The sequence below is a fragment of the Sporosarcina sp. PTS2304 genome, assembly GCF_003351785.1.
GTDB lineage: Bacteria > Bacillota > Bacilli > Bacillales_A > Planococcaceae > Sporosarcina.
Genome location: NZ_CP031230.1, coordinates 1,360,574 through 1,380,712 on the forward strand (window position 1 = coordinate 1,360,574; position 20,139 = coordinate 1,380,712).

The 20,139-nt window shown below is 38.8% G+C and carries 17 protein-coding genes; 3 read left to right on the forward strand and 14 right to left on the reverse strand.

The window, feature by feature from the left end; all coding sequences use genetic code 11:
• Positions 1-143 precede the first annotated feature (143 nt).
• Positions 144-626 carry a hypothetical protein gene (locus tag DV702_RS06440; RefSeq protein ID WP_114924019.1) on the reverse strand — a complete coding sequence of 161 codons (483 nt, stop codon included), beginning with the start codon at positions 624-626 and terminating at the stop codon, positions 144-146.
• 251 nt (positions 627-877) lie between these two features.
• Here DV702_RS06440 and DV702_RS06445 point away from each other — a divergent pair, with 251 nt between their 5' ends.
• Positions 878-2,383 (forward strand): catalase, encoded by a 1,506-nt coding sequence (locus DV702_RS06445; protein ID WP_205407225.1) that lies wholly within the window; start codon positions 878-880, stop codon positions 2,381-2,383.
• 192 nt (positions 2,384-2,575) lie between these two features.
• On the opposite strand, the gene DV702_RS06450 is transcribed toward DV702_RS06445, so the two are convergent.
• Both DV702_RS06450 and DV702_RS06455 read right to left on the reverse strand, forming a co-directional pair.
• Positions 2,576-3,388 (reverse strand): DUF368 domain-containing protein, encoded by an 813-nt coding sequence (locus DV702_RS06450; RefSeq protein ID WP_114924020.1) that lies wholly within the window; start codon positions 3,386-3,388, stop codon positions 2,576-2,578.
• Positions 3,389-3,575: 187 nt separating this feature from the next.
• Positions 3,576-4,961, reverse strand: coding sequence for a polysaccharide deacetylase family protein (locus tag DV702_RS06455; RefSeq protein ID WP_114924021.1), 1,386 nt, complete (start codon positions 4,959-4,961; stop codon positions 3,576-3,578).
• 320 nt (positions 4,962-5,281) lie between these two features.
• Between DV702_RS06455 and DV702_RS06460 the strand changes: the two genes are divergently transcribed.
• The gene (locus tag DV702_RS06460; RefSeq protein WP_114924022.1) at positions 5,282-6,256 is read left to right on the forward strand and encodes an oxygen-dependent tRNA uridine(34) hydroxylase TrhO; all 975 of its coding nucleotides are present in this window, start codon (positions 5,282-5,284) and stop codon (positions 6,254-6,256) included.
• 701 nt (positions 6,257-6,957) lie between these two features.
• Here the strand turns inward: DV702_RS06460 and pstB (DV702_RS06470) are convergent.
• The 8 genes from pstB (DV702_RS06470) to DV702_RS06505 all read right to left on the reverse strand — a co-directional run bounded on the left by pstB (DV702_RS06470) (position 6,958) and on the right by DV702_RS06505 (position 13,749).
• A complete protein-coding gene (gene pstB / locus DV702_RS06470) occupies positions 6,958-7,734 on the reverse strand; it encodes a phosphate ABC transporter ATP-binding protein PstB (protein ID WP_114924023.1) in 777 nt (258 codons plus the stop codon).
• Positions 7,735-7,747: 13 nt separating this feature from the next.
• Positions 7,748-8,548 carry a phosphate ABC transporter ATP-binding protein PstB gene (gene pstB, locus DV702_RS06475; protein ID WP_205407241.1) on the reverse strand — a complete coding sequence of 267 codons (801 nt, stop codon included), beginning with the start codon at positions 8,546-8,548 and terminating at the stop codon, positions 7,748-7,750.
• A gap of 43 nt (positions 8,549-8,591) precedes the next feature.
• Positions 8,592-9,476, reverse strand: a complete 885-nt coding sequence (gene pstA, locus DV702_RS06480) for a phosphate ABC transporter permease PstA (RefSeq protein WP_114924025.1) — start codon at positions 9,474-9,476, stop codon at positions 8,592-8,594.
• Positions 9,476-10,405, reverse strand: a complete 930-nt coding sequence (gene pstC / locus DV702_RS06485; RefSeq protein ID WP_240315691.1) for a phosphate ABC transporter permease subunit PstC — start codon at positions 10,403-10,405, stop codon at positions 9,476-9,478. Before pstC ends, pstA begins: the two co-directional genes overlap by 1 nt.
• Positions 10,406-10,447: 42 nt before the next feature.
• Positions 10,448-11,338 carry a phosphate ABC transporter substrate-binding protein PstS family protein gene (locus DV702_RS06490; RefSeq protein ID WP_114924026.1) on the reverse strand — a complete coding sequence of 297 codons (891 nt, stop codon included), beginning with the start codon at positions 11,336-11,338 and terminating at the stop codon, positions 10,448-10,450.
• A 187-nt stretch (positions 11,339-11,525) separates the two neighbouring features.
• Positions 11,526-12,227 carry a response regulator transcription factor gene (locus tag DV702_RS06495; RefSeq protein WP_114924027.1) on the reverse strand — a complete coding sequence of 234 codons (702 nt, stop codon included), beginning with the start codon at positions 12,225-12,227 and terminating at the stop codon, positions 11,526-11,528.
• Between the two features lie 140 nt (positions 12,228-12,367).
• Complete coding sequence (locus tag DV702_RS06500) at positions 12,368-13,351, reverse strand: NAD(P)/FAD-dependent oxidoreductase (protein WP_114924028.1); 984 nt, start codon at positions 13,349-13,351, stop codon at positions 12,368-12,370.
• Between the two features lie 110 nt (positions 13,352-13,461).
• The gene (locus DV702_RS06505) at positions 13,462-13,749 is read right to left on the reverse strand and encodes a DUF6509 family protein (protein ID WP_114924029.1); all 288 of its coding nucleotides are present in this window, start codon (positions 13,747-13,749) and stop codon (positions 13,462-13,464) included.
• Positions 13,750-13,905: 156 nt separating this feature from the next.
• On the opposite strand from DV702_RS06505, the gene DV702_RS06510 reads away from it, so the two are divergent.
• Positions 13,906-15,597, forward strand: a complete 1,692-nt coding sequence (locus tag DV702_RS06510; protein WP_114924030.1) for a M3 family oligoendopeptidase — start codon at positions 13,906-13,908, stop codon at positions 15,595-15,597.
• Between the two features lie 62 nt (positions 15,598-15,659).
• Here the strand turns inward: DV702_RS06510 and DV702_RS06515 are convergent, their stop codons facing one another.
• The 3 genes from DV702_RS06515 to DV702_RS06525 all read right to left on the reverse strand — a co-directional run bounded on the left by DV702_RS06515 (position 15,660) and on the right by DV702_RS06525 (position 20,042).
• Positions 15,660-17,141: a GGDEF domain-containing protein gene (locus DV702_RS06515; protein ID WP_114924031.1), complete on the reverse strand. Its 1,482-nt coding sequence runs from the start codon at positions 17,139-17,141 to the stop codon at positions 15,660-15,662.
• A 204-nt stretch (positions 17,142-17,345) separates the two neighbouring features.
• Positions 17,346-18,971: a formate--tetrahydrofolate ligase gene (locus tag DV702_RS06520; protein ID WP_240315727.1), complete on the reverse strand. Its 1,626-nt coding sequence runs from the start codon at positions 18,969-18,971 to the stop codon at positions 17,346-17,348.
• 87 nt (positions 18,972-19,058) lie between these two features.
• Positions 19,059-20,042: a zinc-binding dehydrogenase gene (locus DV702_RS06525; RefSeq protein WP_114924032.1), complete on the reverse strand. Its 984-nt coding sequence runs from the start codon at positions 20,040-20,042 to the stop codon at positions 19,059-19,061.
• Positions 20,043-20,139: the final 97 nt, after the last annotated feature.

Genomic DNA, 20,139 nt, shown 5'->3' on the forward strand with positions numbered 1-20,139 from the left:
AGTGAGTGAACAAAGTGCGTACTTCCTGTTACAAACTTGCAAACTTATGGCAAAACTGTACATAAGTTATGGCGACTTTGTAACAGCATGAAAAAGACTCATTATATTCCACTAAAAGGGAAAATAATGAGTCGAATAATGTACTATTTTATTGTCTGCATAATTTCTGCATAATCGGGGTGCCCTTTATGAAGAAATATAATGAAGTGATCCATTCGTTTAACAGCCAGCGGTTCAAGTTTACTGCCTACTCTCACTTCAATATTTCCTGTCTGATCTACTACCGGCAAGCGACTATCAGTAGGAGAGAGTTTATAAATGTGAAGAGGAAGTAACGATTCACCGTTCACTACGAGTGTCATACCTGTGTCAGCTTGAAACATGTCCAAATTCGCCTGTAATGGCTCACTCACTGTAAATCCTTCATTTTGTAATTTATTATGTATCTGTTCAAACATCACTTCATCAGATAACTCCGGTATGATGACGAGTTCTTCTTCTGGTACAATGACTTCTGGTTTCTTTTCCGGCTCAGGTACTTCTTCTTTTTTAGTACAACCGCCTAAGATCAAAAGCATACTAGTTACTACCACTACTTGAAAAACTATTTTAGTAATCAAATTCATTTAACTAAGTCCTTTCTATATAAAACAGTGTCATTTGTCATTATACATCATCTTGCATTTTTTACGTAAAGTAAAACGTTTTTGTAGACAATTCATAGACTACAATTTATGATTACAATACAACTTCAATAATTCTTATCTTGTTGTAATTATTACTACTTGATAATTATTATAAATAAAGCTTTTTATTTTAAGATCGCTCTGCTATACTGAATGTAAAGGGTAGTAAGGTAAAAAAAGGAGGAAATACTATGATAAATAATGAAAACAATTCTCAAAAACGAAAATTAACAACTGCCGCGGGTGCTCCTGTTGTCGATAATCAAAACTCAATGTCTGCAGGTCCACGCGGGCCACTTTTACTTCAAGACGTATGGCTTTTAGAAAAATTGGCACATTTCGACCGGGAAGTTATTCCAGAACGACGGATGCATGCGAAAGGTTCCGGAGCGTATGGTACATTCACTGTTACACATGACATTACGCAATATACGAAAGCAAAATTATTTTCAGAGATTGGTAAAAAAACAGAAATGTTTGCTCGTTTCTCTACTGTTGCAGGTGAACGTGGTGCGGCAGATGCAGAAAGAGACATTCGAGGGTTTGCATTAAAGTTTTATACTGAAGAAGGTAACTGGGATTTAGTTGGTAATAATACGCCCGTTTTCTTCTTCCGTGATCCGCTTCAATTCCCGGACTTAAATCACGCAGTAAAACGTGATCCCCGCACGAATTTACGAAGTGCGACAAACAATTGGGATTTTTGGACGTCACTGCCTGAAGCACTTCATCAAATAACTATTTTGATGAGTGATCGCGGAATTCCTAGATCATTCCGTGAAATGCATGGCTTTGGTAGTCACACATTTAGTATGATTAACGCAAACAATGAGCGTCACTGGGTTAAATTCCACTTCCGCTCTCAACAAGGTATTAAGAATTTAACAGATGAAGAGGCAGCTACAATAATTGCTGGAGACCGTGAAAGTTCACAGCGTGATTTATTGGAAAATATCGATCAAGGTAATTTCCCTAAATGGAAAATGTACATTCAAGTGATGACAGAAGAACAAGCGATGAATATGCCATTTAATCCATTTGACTTAACGAAAGTTTGGTATAAAAAGGAGTTCCCACTCATCGAAGTAGGTGAATTCGAATTAAACCGTAATCCTGAAAACTACTTTGCTGAAGTGGAACAGGCAGCATTCACACCAGCAGCAATTGTACCAGGCATCGGCTTTTCACCCGACAAAATGTTACAAGGCCGATTGTTTTCCTATGGCGACGCACAACGTTATCGCCTAGGGGTTAACCATCACCAAATCCCTGTCAACGCACCAAAATGTCCTTTCCACAGCTTCCACCGTGATGGGCAAATGCGTGTAGACGGTAATATGGGAGCGACTACTCACTATGAACCAAATAGCTATGGAGAATGGCAAGAGCAACCGGATTTCAAAGAGCCACCGTTAAAAATACATGGCGATGCAGACAATTGGAATTTCCGTGAAGATGACGATGATTACTTCACTCAACCGGGAAAACTGTTTAACCTATTAACTCCTGAAGAGCAACAACGGTTATTCGATAACACTGCTCGTAATATGGGAGACGCACCGAAAGAAATCAAAATTAAACATATTCGCCATTGTTATTTAGCAGATCCTGCATATGGCGAAGGTGTCTCAAAAGCACTTGATATCCCAATGGCGGAAGTTGACATCGAGAACACTACTATCATTATTGAAGATTAAAATACGACAGTTGAATGAACTATCCAATGAGTCTCTTACATGAACTAGGCAGAGAAGAACTATACGTTTTTCTCTGCCTAGCTTAGTTATTCAGCCTGTAAGGAATAATCACCAAGTGATATATTTGCATAAAAAAAGTTATCACAGAACATCAGACAATACTGACTTACTGGATAACCTCTCTTTCTATAGTTAGTTCTCACCTATCCCATTTAAAATATTAGCAATGATTAACCCTGTAATGATCGCTATAATACTCATAACATAAGGTGTGCCACTTTCCGGAATACCAGGAAAAATCACAAACACGGAACCTATAATTAATCCCATAATTACCGCAAACATGGCTGTTCGAAACTTTTCCAACAATAACCGAATAAGTTTACTGCTGATGATAAAACCAACAGCTATTCCAGCACCTGTCACTAAAATAATCGGTATATTAAAATCTGATATCGCCGTAATCACTGATGTATATACGCCAAGCAGTAACAAGACAAATGAACCACTCACTCCTGGTAAAAGCATAGCCATACTGCCTGCCCATCCAGAGAAGAAGAGAATGATTGCAGTCTTTACCGTTACATGCGTAATGACAAGAGGTTCAATCGGTTTCATCCAAATAGTTGACGCGAGTGCCGCCGCTACGAAAAGCATGAATACTATATGTTGAATTTTAAAATTTCTCCTTAAACCAGCCTGTTTTGCAACAAAAGGAATGACACCAATAATTAATCCTAAAAACAAATATTGCGTAGGCTCATGATAGTGCTTGAGGAGATAGGCAATTACTTTACTGAATATAATAATAGTAGCGCCCATTCCAATACCAAGTGGTAATAAGAAGCCAATATGTTTTTTCCATTCTTTGCTGAAAAATCCGCTAATGGATATAAGTAATCGATCATAAATGCCTAATATAAAAGCAATCGTTCCCCCACTAACACCAGGCACCAAATCACTGATCCCCATCAAAAACCCACGATATAAATTTCTCCACTCCATACTTTCTTTCCTCCAATGATTTCATTCCATACAGTATAACATGCTACTCCACACTTATTACATCATACACAAATAACACGTAATTTGTTATACCATTATTTACTCTATGAACAGAGCTCACAATATAGGACTAATAGAAAGCAAAAGTTGTTCCATTGTTTAGCAAAACAACGGAACAACTTTACAATCAATAATTTTCCATTTCTGAAACAGGTACAAAAGTATAATTTTGAGACTTTAAAAATTCTAGAACCGCTTCAAGACCTTCTGCAGTAGATTCATGAATATCATGCATTAACACAATGCTATTTTCTTTTAAATCCGTTTTAATACTTTCTAGCAATTTTTCTGGATCTAAATGTTCCCAATCCAATGTGTCCACATTCCACAATACGACAGGCAATTTTGAGCTCTCGCGCACACGCTGATCTACCGCTCCGTATGGCGGTCTGAATACTGTTGCATGTTGACCTGTGGCTTGTAAAATAGCTTCTTCCGTTCCTTGCACTTCATGATGAAGGTCTTCATCTGTCAAATTGGGTAGTGGCGGATGGTTCCATGAATGATTTCCTATTTCATGCCCTGCGTCTGCTACCATTCTTGCTATTTCTGGGTATTCCTGCACCCTGTTTCCAAGCATAAAAAATGTAGCTTTTACATCATACTTTTCTAATGTTTTAAGAATTTTTTCTGTATAGTGAGGATCTGGTCCATCGTCAAACGTTAAGGCAATTTTTTTCTCTTGTCGTTCTACTACATGGTCCACTTGAAATTCCTTTGCTACATATGGATTAATGTCTTTCCATGGAATTTCTATTTGTACAGGCCCTGCTTGACGCTTCGTCATTACGCCCGTTGCATAGTATAGAATTAGTTCATCATCAGTTAATGCAAAATTACGGTAGTTGGCCCATATAGGTTCAGTAGGTTGCCATACACTATCGATGATTAACGAGTTTTGCAGTGCGGTATTCTCATAAATTTGGTCTCTAACTATTTTTGCGATACGTTTCAAATTTTCTGCATTGTGATTGACTACATCTGCCATTGTGGGCATTATTCCTGTTTCAGGATTAAGATGAAATGTTCGTACTTCCATAATACTGTCTTCATTGCTTACAGTCTTTGTTGCATGTAATACGAATGAAAGATAGCCTGTGGAATGTCGTATCGTCTCAAAAGTTACGTTCAGCCGCCCATGTGTGTCACGGCTGGAATTCTCGTTCAATACTTGATAATCTTTTTTCAAACTTTTTATATAGACTGCTACTTCTTGGTTAAAATTTTCAAATTCACTTTTAGGATATTGTATAGAAAATGGCATTCGCTGATCGTCCATTGTTTCAGTCACAATGTTAATACCCCGAATACTCGAATCTTTTGAATGAATGTTCACTTCCGTTTTTGATCGATCAGCTGACTGATGTTTGCCTCTATTTGGTGAAGCACTCGTTGAACTAGTAAATGAGTGAATGATTAAAAAAAGAACAGTAATTGTTAATATAGTAATCACACTTAAAAAACCGATATTAATTAACCGCATCCGACGTTTTCTTTTGTTGTCTTTCTTCATGTTAAGACTCCTTTATCAAGAGAACTACTACTTTCTAAAAATGCAGCTTCTATTTATTGCCACCGCTATGAATATATGTCTGGCTAATAGTATACTACAAAATGAAAATGAAACAATCATTTCCTTAGTGCACTCATACATTTCCTCTTATTATTGCAGGTCACAATTCCTTTAAAACACTTTTATAATAATACATTTTATGTTATAATGCGTAAGATCCGAATCTTGCAAATCCGGATGAAGGGACAATACTTCCCTTTTATACACACCGATCTCGGCTGTTGTCTATTGCAAAGAGAAAACAGAAGGCGGTAATTACAATGGAAAAGAAAGACTATCGAGTATTATTATTTTACAAATATGTCACGATTGAGGATCCCGAAGAGTTCGCGGCATCCCATTTGGCATTTTGTAAAGAACAAGGGTTGAAAGGCCGTATCTTAGTAGGAGAAGAAGGCATTAATGGAACATGTTCTGGAACGGTTGAACAAACGAACGCTTATATGGATCATATGAAAGCTGATCCACGCTTTGCGGATATTTGGTTTAAAATTGATGAAACAGACGGTCATGCATTTAAAAAAATGCACGTACGCCATCGTCCAGAAATTGTAAACTTAAGCTTGCCAGAAGATGTAAACCCTTTAGAACTAACAGGCGAATATCTTGAACCAGAACAATTTTTACAGCAAATGCAAGAAGAAAATACAGTAGTATTAGATGCGCGGAATGATTATGAATATGATTTAGGTCACTTCCGCGGTGCGATTCGTCCGGATATTGAAAACTTCCGCGATCTTCCGGACTGGGTTTTGGAAAACAAAGCACAACTTGAAGGTAAGAAAATTTTGGCTTACTGCACGGGTGGAATCCGCTGTGAAAAATTCACTGGTTGGTTAAAGCGTGAAGGATTTGAAGACGTTGCGCACTTACACGGTGGAATCGTATCATATGGAAAAGACCCCAAAGCAAAAGGCCAGCTTTGGGATGGACAGTGTTACGTATTCGATGAGCGCATTGCAGTCCCAATTAACCAAGTGGAGCATGTAGTTGTCGGTCGTGATCATTTTGACGGCACGCCATGTGAGCGTTACGTAAACTGTGCAAATCCTGAATGTAACGCTAAAATTCTTTGCTCCGAAGAAAACGAGCACATCTATATGCGTAGCTGTTCAGACGACTGCCGTACGCACCCGCGTAATCGTTATTTCGTAGAGCACGAACTAACAGTTGCTGAATATGATGAACGTCTGGCTAAAATAGAAGAATTGCGTGAGAGTAACGTTATAATTTAACAAATATAAAAGGATGTCTCTGAAGTAACAACACTTCTTTCAAGAGACATCCTTTTATCTGTAATTTTGCATAAACGCAATTTGCGAACTTTGGCTTTCAACTCCTAGTTTTCCCGGTCCTTCTGTTGCCACTCGTTATAAATCAGGTCGATCTTCGCTTCCAGTTTCTGATTCACCTGCACCAAATCGGTCTGGCGAAAACGCTCTATGTTCTACTTCAGCCAATCGCTGAATTCCTACTTGATGGTCTGCTCATAGCGTAATTTTTGCGTATTCAGATGTGAGCGCTCATAGTCGATGTCTGAATTGGATTTGCTTTTGCCCTGCCGTTAGTTGTGTTTTGGGATTCCCTGTACGTCTGAAATCTTGAATTTCTGTACACGAATGGTGGTGTAATTGGCCATGATTTCAAAGTCCCATTTTTCTAGAAAAACGCATCTCAATACGGCCAGAATAACATATCGGGCGAGGAGAACCAAAAAAATTAGTGTAGGCTCTGCCGAGGGATAAATGCAAGGGAGCATAGAACGCTCCCCAAAGGTCAAAAGCACCTCGTTTCCAAATGCCAATTTCTTCGGAAAATCAACAGGCTTATAAATTGGATTTACTACGAAATTTAAACTTTAACTGAAGACGCTTATTATTTACATGCTCTAGTACATTGACGATTTACTTGTTTGAGAATTATACTTAGTAAACCGTCATCCAAATTTTCCATTTATATAATCTTTTGTTTCTGAAAATGACGGTGAATTAAAAATAGTTTCTGTAGAACCGTACTCTTTTACCTCTCCGTTCAAGAAAAATGTTGTAAAATCTGAAATTCGTTCGGCCTGTTGCATATTATGCGTGACAATCACAATTGTGTAGTTGTTTTTCAGGGTTTGGATTAATTCTTCCACTTTGCCAGTAGAAATTGGATCGAGCGCAGAGGTCGGTTCATCCATCAATAGTATTTGAGGTTGTGTCGCCAATGTCCTTGCGATTGTTAACCGTTGTTGCTGTCCGCCTGAAAGACCTGTAGCAGACTTATTCAATTGATCTTTCACTTCATCCCATAGCGCGGAAGCACGTAAATTGTTCTCTACAATCTCGTCCAATACTCGTTTATTATTCTCTCCTTGAATCCGTGGACCGTAGGCGACATTTTCGTAAATTGATAATGGAAATACGGATCCATGTTGGAAAACCATGCCTACTTTCTTTCTCAACTCCACCGGATCAACAGAGGACTTGATTATATTATTCTCTCCTATCCAAATAGCTCCTTCTGTCCGCGTGCCTGGAATCAAATCGTTCATACGATTCATCGTTCGTAAAAAAGTTGACTTGCCGCATCCGGAAGGTCCAATAAGCGCCGTGATTTGTTTTTCTTCAAGTGTCAGATTGATATCTTTCAACGCATGATGGGAATCATAATAGAATTGAAGATTTTCCGTTTGAATTGCCGACTGTTTTCTTATTGCCATTTGCACCATTGCTATTCTCCCCCTATCCGATTCGCCCATCGATGTAAAGAGCAGTTTGTTCATTACGTGGGTGATTAAAAATTTGTTCAGTCTGCCCATGTTCAATCACACGCCCCATATAAAAATAAGCTGCTTCATCTGAAATTCGTGCGGCTTGTTGCATATTATGAGTAACAATCACAATCGTGTAGTCTTTTTTTAACTGCGAAATTAATTCTTCTATTTTGGCGGTAGAGATCGGATCAAGTGCAGATGCAGGTTCATCGAGCAATAATACGCTCGGTTGCATAGCAAGAGCTCTTGCTATGCAGAGCCGCTGTTGCTGTCCACCTGACAATTGTAGTGCCGAAGTATGTAATTGATCTTTCACCTCATCCCAAAGTGCAGCTTTTTTTAAACTATCTTCTACTATTTCCTGTAAATCAGACTGTTTTTTCACTCCATGACGTATGGGACCGGCTGCTACATTTTTAAAAATGGATTTTGCAAACGGAACAGGGCGCTGAAATACCATTCCGATTTGTTTGCGAACTTCAAGTAGATTGACTTGCGGAGAATGAAGTTCTACACCTTCATAATAAATTTCCCCATACGTACGACATTGATCAATCGTTTCATTCATTCGATTGATTGAACGTAAAAATGTCGATTTTCCGCATCCTGACGGACCGATTAGCGCTGTGACGGATTGTTTCGGAAATACTAAACTGACTTGTTCTACCGCCCGATGCTCACCATAATATACAGATAGATTATTCGTTTGCAGGACAGAATTTCTTTGAAAATTCAGGTTGGTTGCTGTTTGTGCTATAGTAGATTTCATTCGGACAGGCTGTAAAGCAACTGATTGCATAGAAATCCTCCTCTTAATTGGCGCTCATCTTTTTGAAGACTGCATTCCCAATAATACGTGAAGTGAAATTAAAGAACAAAATTGAAATAATGAGTAATGCTGCGGCTCCGTCTGAAATCGCTGCAGCATTGGGCATAATACCTTCACTATTAACTTTCCATATATGTACAGCCATCGTTTCGGCCGGTCTGAATGGATTTAGCGGAGACGTCGCCGACAGCGGATTCCAGTTTGTGAAGTCTATAACGGGTGTGCTCATACCTGCTGTATAAATCAATGCTGCGGCTTCTCCAAACACTCGTCCTGATGCCAAGATAATGCCTGTTACGATTCCTGGCAATGCTGCAGGTAAGATGATCGTCGTAATCGTTTCCCACTTTGAATAGCCAAGTGCCCAGCCTGCCTCGCGCTGTGCTTTCGGTACGTTGCTTATTGACTGCTCCACTACCCGCACGAGCAATGGTAAATTGAATACTGAAAGCGCCAATGCTCCTGATATAATCGAAAACCCCCACCCCATATAAAGTACGAAAAATAGAAACCCGAACAGCCCTACCACTATCGAAGGTAGCGAAGATAACACTTCAATTAATACACGTAAACAACGTATCATCCAATGATTTTTAGCATACTCGGCCAAATAAATACCTGCACCGATGGCAATCGGTATGGAAATCATCAGTGTCAATACGAGTAAATAAAATGAATTGAACAATTGTGGGCCCACACCGCCGCCTTCTTTAAAAATTTGCGGAGGGGAAGTGATAAATTGCCAGCTAAGCTGCGGCATTCCTTTTACAAAAACGAATCCGAGTAGCCCTGCTAAAACTGTAATTATAATTCCTGCCACTGCATATAATAAAGTCGTTGCAAGTTGATCTTTCTTTTTAGCAGACATTAGCGGTTTTTCCCCTTCCCGACCATTCGGACTATAATTGTGAAAAATAATGACATAAGCAATAGCACAAATGCAAGTGACCATAGTGCATTATTCTCTACTTGCCCAATAACGGTATATCCCATACCCATCGTTAATATACTTGTAAGAGTAGATGCGGGTTCAAATAGTGAATGAGGAATGACCGAAGCATTTCCAATAACCATTTGAACAGCTAGCGCTTCACCAAAAGCACGGGCCATTCCGAAAATCACTGCCATCATTAAACCAGGTTTAGCAGTTTTCAAAACTACTTTGCAAATCATTTGCCATCTTGTAGAACCGAGTGCAAGAGAGGCTTCACGTAATGAACGCGGTACAGACTGAATAGCATCTAGCGCCAAACTTGTGATAGTCGGAAGAATCATGACGGATAATACAATTGTTCCTGCAGCAATTCCAAAACCGCTGACCGGAAATAAGTTACGTAAAAATGGAACCACTACGCTCAACCCAATCAAACCATAGACTACTGATGGAATACCCACTAATAACTCTATCACAGGCTGCATAATTTTCTTACCGGCTCTCGGAGCAATTTCACTCATAAATATTGCTGCACCAATTGCGAGTGGGGCAGCAAGCAGAGCGGATAGCCCCGTAACTGCCAATGACCCTACCAAGAATGGCAACGCACCAATACTGGGAGTACCCAGGGAATTGACTTCCGCTGGATTCCATGTGGTACCTGTAAAAAACTCTTTGACGCTACCGTCATTTACAATGAATGTGGATAGCCCTTTTGAAGAGACTAGTGATACAATTGCTACTGTAATGGTTGCTGTCAAAGCGACAGTGAGGAAAGTTATCCACTTACCAAGCCGTTCAATACGAGTTTTATTGCTTTTTCTGTATAATGGATGATCCGTCTCTTTAATCATCTTGACCATAATTGCGCTCCTTTCGAACTTTTTGTGATCGGATCAAAAGTATTATTTTTTCGTAATCACACCTTTTGCATCACGTTCGACTTGCATGCCTGTTACCGGTAAATATCCCATTTCTGGAATCAATACTTCTTGCACGTCTTCTGTCAACATATATCTAATCAAATCTTTCGCAAGCCCTTTCGCTTCACCATTCGTATACATATGCTGATATGCCCAAATTTCCCATGCATTTGACTCAACATTTTCACGAGTCGGTTCTACTTCATTCACTTGTAGGGCTGTAGTCGTTTGATCAAAATAAGAAAATGCTAAGTAACTAATCGCACCGGGTGTTTCACTAACAATTTTTCGAACCGTACCAGAAGAATCTTGTTCTTGCGCATCTATAGGCTCTTTCCCTTGTAAAGCGAATGCTTCAAAGGTAGCACGTGTTCCAGATCCTTTGGCACGATTAATAACAATGATCTCCTGATCTGCTCCGCCAAGCTCCTTCCAGTTTGTAATTTTTCCTGTAAAGACATCTATTAATTGTTCAGTTGTTATATTGTCTATACCTGTCTCAGAATGAGTTACAGGTCCCATTCCAACAACAGCAACTTTATGATCTACTAAGTTACTCGCATCGACACCTTCTTTTTCTTCAGCAAAAATATCCGAATTCCCGATATCTACTGCACCTTCACTTATTTTACTCAACCCTGTTCCACTGCCTCCACCTTGTACGTTGATGACAGTGCCTGGATTCTTCACCGTATATTGTTGAGCAGCTGCTTCGACCAGTGGTTGCAGTGCACTTGAACCTACTGCCATAATCTGTTCTGCAGCCTGTTTTTTCGTCTCACTTTCGTCTGCTTTCATACTGCTACAAGCTGCGACCACCCACGTACAAAACATAACAAAAGCCAACACTGTAAACCGATTATGCTTTTTCATCTACTATGTCCCCCTAGTTTTTTCGTTATAGTAACAGCTCACTTTCCACTGCTTCTTAACTATAATCAAAGAGTATTAAGGGCTGATGGATGAAATGTAAAGGTTGTGTAAAGATTCTGTATAGAAAAAGGCTGAAGAGTAAATCCTATGTGGATTCGTCTTCAGCCATCGTATGTATTTGGATTTCTCAATCAATCGACCCTTCAAATTTATAACCAAATCCCCTGACCGTCTTAATATAGACAGGTCGTTTTGCATCGCATTCAATCTTTTCTCGTAAGTGACTAATATGTACGTCTACAACCCGAGAATCCCCTGTGTAGTCATATTTCCATATCGCATTCAGTAATTGCTCACGATGCAGAACTTTTTCAGAGTGACGCATTAAATACAGTAAGAGTTCGAATTCCTTCGGGGTGAGATCCAGTAACTTTCCATTTTGGAAAGCTTCGATTCGTTCAGGATAAATCAACAGACTACCCGTACGAAGTTCAGATGTCGGTTCTTCTGCAACAGAACCTTGCAACTCTATTCTACGAAAGATAGCTTTTACACGGGCAAGTAATTCTCTTGGACTAAATGGCTTTGTCAAGTAGTCATCTGCACCAAGTTCAAGTCCCAGCACTTTATCAAACTCATCTCCTCTAGCAGTCAAAATCAAAATAGGCGTATGAATTTTTTCCTGTCGTAGTGTTTTACATACTTCCATTCCGTCCATTCCCGGAAGCATAATATCAAGCAGTAGTAAATCCGGCTTCTCTAGCAACGTCATAGATATCGCTGTATTTCCATCCCTCGCTACGTACACAGTATATCCTGCTTGCTCTAAGTTATATTGCAAAAGAGTAGCTATCGACTGTTCGTCTTCTACAACTAATACTTTTTTCATCTGATTAGCTCCTTTACGGCTACGTATCGATTTTTCTTAAAGTCTACATTTGTACTGTATGGTGAGTCAACAGGCATGATCCACGTACATATTTTATACGAAAAACCTGTATGGAAATGCCTCTCCATACAGGTGTTCTGTTAGCTAAATACGCTTGTACTATGCAATGGCTGTACTTTTGCTTTTGGATCGAGAAATGCTTTTGCATGACTAATCGCAATCGGCGCTTCACCCATACCTACCGCAATTAATTTTACTTTTCCATCGTATGTCGTAACATCTCCCGCAGCGTAAATTCCTTCAATATTCGTTTCCATACGGGAGTTGACTTTGATAGAGTTACGTTCCATATCCAAGCCCCACTCTTTCAACGGCCCGAGGGAAGAAATATTTCCATAGTTGACTACTACATGATCAAATACAAGCTCTTTTAAGCTGCCATCTTTTTCTTTTAACACTACTTTATCCATTTTATCGCCGTTGCCACATAGTTCGCTTATAGCGTGTGAAGTCAGAACATTGACAGTAGATTCGCGCAACTGATTGACACTCGTTTCATGTGCAGTAAAACGTTCTCTTCGGTGAACTAACGTTACTTGCTTCGCAATATCTTCAAGCATTAACGCCCAGTCTAGCGCAGAGTCTCCGCCGCCACAAACTAAAATTTCCTTGTCTTTAAACATTGAAAGATCTTTTATACCGTAGTGCAATGTTTTATCTTCAAAAATCGACTCTTCTTTAAGACCGATTTTACGAGGTTGAAATGCGCCAATCCCAGCTGTCAGTAAAATTGTGCGCGTCAAATGTTGCCCCTTATCTGTAGTTAAGACGAAATAATCATCTTGTTTTTCTACAGAAAGCGCCGCTTCGCCTAAACAAATTTCAGGCTTTGCATAATTTGCTTGTTCTACAAGATTCGCTACAAGATCTTTGGCTAAAATTTTAGGGAAACCACCTACATCATAAATATATTTATCAGGGTACAGTTCGATTAATTGACCCCCTAATTGTGGTAAACTGTCAATAATCTTCACAGACATCTCACGCATACCTGCGTAAAATGCTGAAAACAAGCCTGTTGGTCCTCCACCGATAATCGTAATATCTACTACTTCTTGATTCATGTAAAAACACTCCTATAATCGATTCTGTATTCACTATTCATTCTGATATAACACTAAGTTGCTCTAGTATATTATCCACTATTTGAGAGAGAAATACATCTTTTTTGTATTTAGATTGCAGGGAAATGCTCTATACAATATTGCTCTGCGGTTGCTTGTTCGTCCTCATCCCACTCTAAGTCAAAAACACTTTCTGTAGACAATTCATAAAACTGATATGTCAACAGTTTACGTTGCCCGTCTTTTACTGAATAGAGCAAACGTAATCCTGTACCCTCCTCATTAAACAATTCATCATCTTCGTCGAACTGTACTGTCAAAAGAAATTCAAAGCGCTGTCCTTCTATAATACCTGTTGGATCTACTAATTCTTCTACTTTGCCATTTACTATTTTCATAAAACTTCTCCTTCTTCCCGCTCACTAAGAGTTTGCTCCCTCTATCCTACATCATTTCATTAGAAAGTGGCAATTTGAAGAGTAGTTTCTAGTAAAAAATTTGCTTTTCCTAATTATTTGCCGGAAAATGAAGGAAGATAAAGAAGGAGGAGTAACATGCTTATATTTGAAGAATACGAATACGTGCGGCCAAATATGGAAGAGATTACGAAACAATTTAATTTCCTACTTGAACAATTTCAGCATGCCTCTTCATTTGAAAGTCAATCTAAAGTGATCCAAGAAATAAATGTACTTACAAGTGATTATAGTACACAAGAAAACATTATGTACATACGCTCATCTATTGATACGAATGACACCTTTTATCAAACAGAGCGTAATTACTTTGACGAAATTGGGCCTCAATTTCAGGCGTTGCAAAGTACTTATTATAAAGCCCTGATTTCTACACCATTCCGCGAAAAGCTAGAAGATAAATGGGGATCACAGTTATTTGCATTAGCTGAAAATGCAATTCATGCTTACTCCGATGAGGTACTACCGCTATTGCAAGAGGAAAATAAACTGATATCGGAATACTCTACACTTATTGCTTCTGCACAAATTGAATTTAGGGATGAAACCTTAACGCTTGCGCAACTCGGACCGTTTAAAGAATCTCTGGATCGTGATGTCCGGAAAGAAGCGATGGATGCATCTGCAGATTTTTTTGCTATGCATGCTGAACGTTTCGATGATATTTTTGATCGTCTCGTACATGTGCGCCATTCAATTGCAACTACTCTTGGTTACAAAAACTTCACTGAACTTGGTTATGTGCGTATGGACAGAATTGGCTACGACTCAAAATCGGTAGAATTCTTCAGACAGCAAATACTTGATTCTGTCGTTCCACTCACTGTCGACATTAGAAAAGACCAAGCGAAGCGAATCCATGTAGGAAAATTGATGTTTTATGATGAACCGTTGCATTTTGCCGAAGGAAATGCACAACCAAAAGGATCACCAGAATGGATACTTGAAAATGGTTATACGATGTACCAAGAGTTATCGAGAGAAACAGGTCGTTTTTTCGAGTATATGAAACGTAAAAATCTACTGGACGTAGTCGCGAAAAAAGGGAAAGAAGCTGGTGGTTATTGTACTTTTATTGATAATTATGACTCACCTTTTATCTTTTCTAACTTTAACGGTACATCAGGGGATATTGATGTCTTGACTCATGAAGCGGGTCATGCATTTCAAGTGTATTCCAGTCGCAATATCGGAATTCCTGAGTATATTTGGCCTACTAGTGAAGCGGCTGAAATACATTCGATGAGCATGGAGTTCTTTACGTGGTTCTTTATGGATCGGTTTTTCGGAAAATATGCAGACCGTTATCGGTATGCCCACTTACTAGAAAGTGTATTATTTTTACCGTATGCGGTTGCAGTTGATGAATTTCAACAACGAATCTATAACGAACCCCATCTTACACCATCCGAACGTAAGCAGATTTGGAAAGAACTTGAAAGCATCTATTTGCCTATCCGTGATTATGACGGACATCCTTACTTAGAATCGGGTGGTTTTTGGCAAAGACAAGGTCATATTTATGAAGTTCCATTTTATTATATTGATTATGCATTAGCACAAGTTTGTGCCCTACAATTTTGGCAGCGCTCTTTACATGATTTTGATCACGCTTGGGAAGACTATGTAAAACTCTGTAAAATTGGCGGTTCTAAACCTTTTTTAGAACTTGTCGAAGAAGCAAATTTACAATCTCCTTTCGAAGCAGATACTATTCAAATGGTCGTACATACTATTTCAGAATGGTTGTCTGCGAATGAGATAAAATAGAAACAGCAAAAAATGCATGAAGGCTCATTGCCCCATGCATTTCTTTTTTAATTCATACGATGTTACTTTTCATTAGGACTATAAATTGAATATTGATCCTTGCCTTTTTTCTTAGACTGATATAAAGCTAAGTCCGCTTTATGATATAACGAATGTATAGTATCTTCTTCTTCTGCTTTTGCAACGCCGATGCTGATGGATAAGTTAATTTCATTATCTCGTAAATAGCTAAACGATTCACGCATCACTTGCAACATATTATCGGCACGTTCCACCACTTTTTCAGTTGTTATATTAGAAAATAATACAACGAATTCATCACCACCGATTCTGGCAGCTAAATGACCTTCACCACTTTCTTTGTTAATAATAGTAGCTACGCGAACAAGTAGCTTATCTCCTTCACCATGACCTAGAGAGTCATTCACTAATTTAAAATTATCCAAATCTATAATCATAAATTGTAATGTCCCTTTTTTACGATTTAGCCATTCTACTGCAGTATCTTCAAAAGCTGCACGATTTTTCAGCCCGGTTAATACATCATGGAACGCTAAATGGATCGGCCGAGAAATCATTCTAGCTAATATGATCGAAAGAATGATAGTGACTAAAGTAATCGCTATCATCTGGAAAATAAATTGATTACGATATGAAGTTAAAACATTTGCAAATGGTAGATCATAATAAGCAATTTCCACAACTCGATTCGTAGAGATTCCATCCTCTTTATCATTTTTATAAGGAATATAACGATACGTCAGTATTTGGCCATTTTCTTCAACTGATAGTTCTTTAATCTGAAACTCGGTAAAAGCCTCTGTAAATACTTCTTTCCGCGAGGAGTTAATCTCTCGTTCTTTCTCGCTATCCCAATCTCCTAATAATATGCCAAGTGCATTGTATACATTAATAGAAAGAATGCTATCATTTTCTTTTTCTAATCTGTGCATAGTATCTAAAAAATTAAATTCTTTAAACACTAGCTTGTCTTCTAAGAAATAAGAAAGTTCAATAATATACTTCTTATCAGGTGTAGGCATATAGCTAAATTTTTTAAATTCACCTGAAAGCTGTTGGATATCTAAGTCATCATGCGTAAACAGACCGGATTCTCTTCTTTTATCCAATAGCTTTCCAAAGTTCTTACAACAACTCTTGAAATCTAAGCCTATATCAGCTTCATAGCTACTTTCGATTACTACATTATCCGAATTAATAATAAAAACGTCCATACCCGACTGTTCTTTCAACGCTTTGTAATCCCAAGTAGAAAAGTTCGGATTTCTTTCATATTGTTTTACTAGTTCTTCTGAGAACTCTTTCATACTCTCTGCACGTTCTACATCTAATACATTATATACTTTGTCAATCGTAGATAGACTCGTAATAATCTCATCTTCTGCCAACTGAATTTGTGTCTCCAAACTTTCTTTCACACTCTTCTTTAATTTGAGATAATCTGCTACGATAATGATTAAGGACAAAATTAATGTAAAAGAAATAAGGATGCCAGTTAATTTATAACGAAATCCTTTATCCACCTTATGGCACCCTTTCTATCCATTGATTTCTAATAAATATCCTTCATTAGTATATCATACGATAGTGCATTGGAATCGAATTCTTTTATTTTTCCAAACCTTTCTCCTTTAAATATAGTTTTCTAGAAAGAAATCAGGCAGAGAAAAATATTTCATTTTTCTCTGCCTGATTCATTTTAAGGAATGATTGGACGGTTTCTTTTTTCACATTAATCCTTGTGCATTCCCATTTTCATCTACATCCATTGTAAGCGCGGCTGGTTGCTTCGGTAAACCGGGCATCGTCATAATTTCTCCTGTTAAACATACGAGAAAACCCGCGCCAAGTTTCGGTAATATACTGCGTATAATAATCGTAAAGTCACGAGGGCGGCCTAATTTTTTTGGATCATCTGAAAATGAATATTGAGTTTTCGCCATACAAATCGGTAATAAATCCCATCCGTTTTTCTTGATTTCACGTAAGTCTTTTACCGCTTGTTCTGTGAAGTTGACTCCTAATCCACCATATACTTTTTGCACAATAGCTGTAATTTTATCTTCTACGGATTGTTCAACATCATAAATTGGAGCGAACTGATTCGGTTCATCAATAACTTTTAATACTTCTTTAGCCAATGCCTCGCCACCTGCACCACCATCAGCCCACACATCAGTTAAAGCGACTCGTACCTGATTCGATTTGCACCATTCTCGAACTTTTTCAAGTTCTTCTTCAGAGTCTAGAACGAAATGATTTAATGCTACGACAGGTTGGACGCCAAATTCCCGGATAGTTTCCACATGCTTTTCTAAATTGACTAATCCACGTTCAACTGCAAGACTATTTTCTTCTTTAAGATCTTGTTTAGCCACTCCACCATGCATTTTCAGTGCACGAATAGTAGTCACTAATACAACAGCATCTGGTTGGAATTTACCTTGGCGCGCTTTAATATCCATAAACTTCTCCGCGCCTAAATCCGAGCCGAACCCTGCTTCTGTCACAACATAATCAGCTAGATTTCGCGCGGTGTTCGTAGCAATTAAAGAGTTGCAGCCGTGCGCAATATTTGCAAATGGACCACCATGAATAAGAGCAGGCGTGCCTTCTATCGTTTGAACTAAATTCGGTTTAAATGCATCTTTTAACAATAACGTTAAAGCACCTTCTACTTTTAGATCTCTCACTGTGACGGCTTCTTTAGTATAGGTGTAGCCAATCACGATATCCGCAAGACGCTCCTTCAAGTTTTGCAGATCGGTCGCTAAACAAAATACAGCCATAATCTCAGAAGCTACTGTAATATCAAATCCATCTTCACGCGGAATCCCTTGACCCGGTCCGCCTAGTCCAATAGTAATATGACGAAGCGAACGGTCATTCATATCCATAACGCGTTTCCATGTAATGCGGCGGGGATCAATATTTAAAAAGTTGCCTTGATGTAAATGGTTATCAATCATAGCACTCAACGCATTATTAACTGTCGTAATTGCATGTAAATCACCTGTGAAATGCAAATTGATATCTTCCATAGGCAATACTTGTGAGAAACCACCGCCAGTTGCTCCACCTTTCACCCCCATGACAGGACCGAGAGAAGGTTCACGTAGCGCGACGATCGTTTTTTTATTCAATCGAGAAAGTGCATCCCCAAGCCCAACTGTAACGGTAGACTTACCTTCGCCTGCTGGAGTTGGACTAGTTGCAGTTACTAAAATGACTTTCGCTTGAGTCGTTTGTGTGGGTACTAAATCTACATTGATCTTCGCTTTATACTTCCCATATAACTCTAATGCTTCTGGCGAAATACCAGCCTTTTCTGCAATTTTTTCAATAGGTTGCATAGTAGCTTTTGTAGCAATCTCTAAATCTGTCAACACCTTCACCTTTTCTGTCACTTCTCCCACTGCCTTTCTACTTCTTATATAATTTCATTGGCTGATTTGTAAGACAATTTTGCCAAACTGAACACTTTCCCCTAATTTAGCAAATGCTTCTGTTGCCTTTTCAAGAGGCACGATAGAGTCGATTACCGGATGAATTTCATGCTCTGTAATAAATGAAAGCATATCGCGTAGTTCTTCGCGACTCCCCATAGTCGTGCCAAGTAATGTATACTGACCGTAAAAGAATTCACGTAAATTTAATTCCACTGTATCTTCTGTTGTCGCACCGAAGACTACGATACGCCCTCCTTGTTTTAATACCTCAAGGGAGCGATTGAATGTGGCTCTTCCTACGCTTTCAATTACAAGATCTACACATTCATTTTTTAATTCAGCAGGCCAGTCACTATTCGTGTCAAGTGCAACATCTGCTCCCAAGTCAATAGCTTGTTGTCTCTTCAGTTCACTTCGAGACGTGACGATAACACGCGCCCCACTCTTTTTTGCAAATTGAATTAAAAAGGTAGCAACTCCACTTCCAGCACCCGGTATAAACACTGTTTGATCTTTCTGAATTTGACCTTTAGTAACAAGTGCGCGGTACCCAGTGAGCCCAGCTAGAGCAACAGTCGCCGCTTCATTCCATGAGAGATATTTCGGCTTTTCTTCTAATTGTTCTGCTGAGATTGCTATTTTTTCAGCGAACGTTCCATTGTCTGGCATACCAAGAATATCAAATGTTTTTGAAGGTGCATCGCTTTCTTCATACCAACGGAGTGCGGGATTAATAATTACCTCATCCCCCACATTCCAGCCTGTTACACCTTCGCCAAGCGATTCGATCACACCCGCACCATCTGAACCTAATATGAGAGACTCTTCTACGTCTCCACGACGGGTTGGAATCATTGTATCTCGTCGATTTACACCTGCTGTTTTTAACGATACAATGACTTCACCTTTATTCGCCACCGGTTCTTGGATGTCTGTATACTTCAGTTCACCATTTGCATGTACGAATGCCTTCAATCAACTCATCCTCCTGACGTTTTTATACGCTTCTATCATACCGTATTTTGGTGTATATTCCTATAGTTCACTTTATTTCGATTAGTAATAAAAAAAC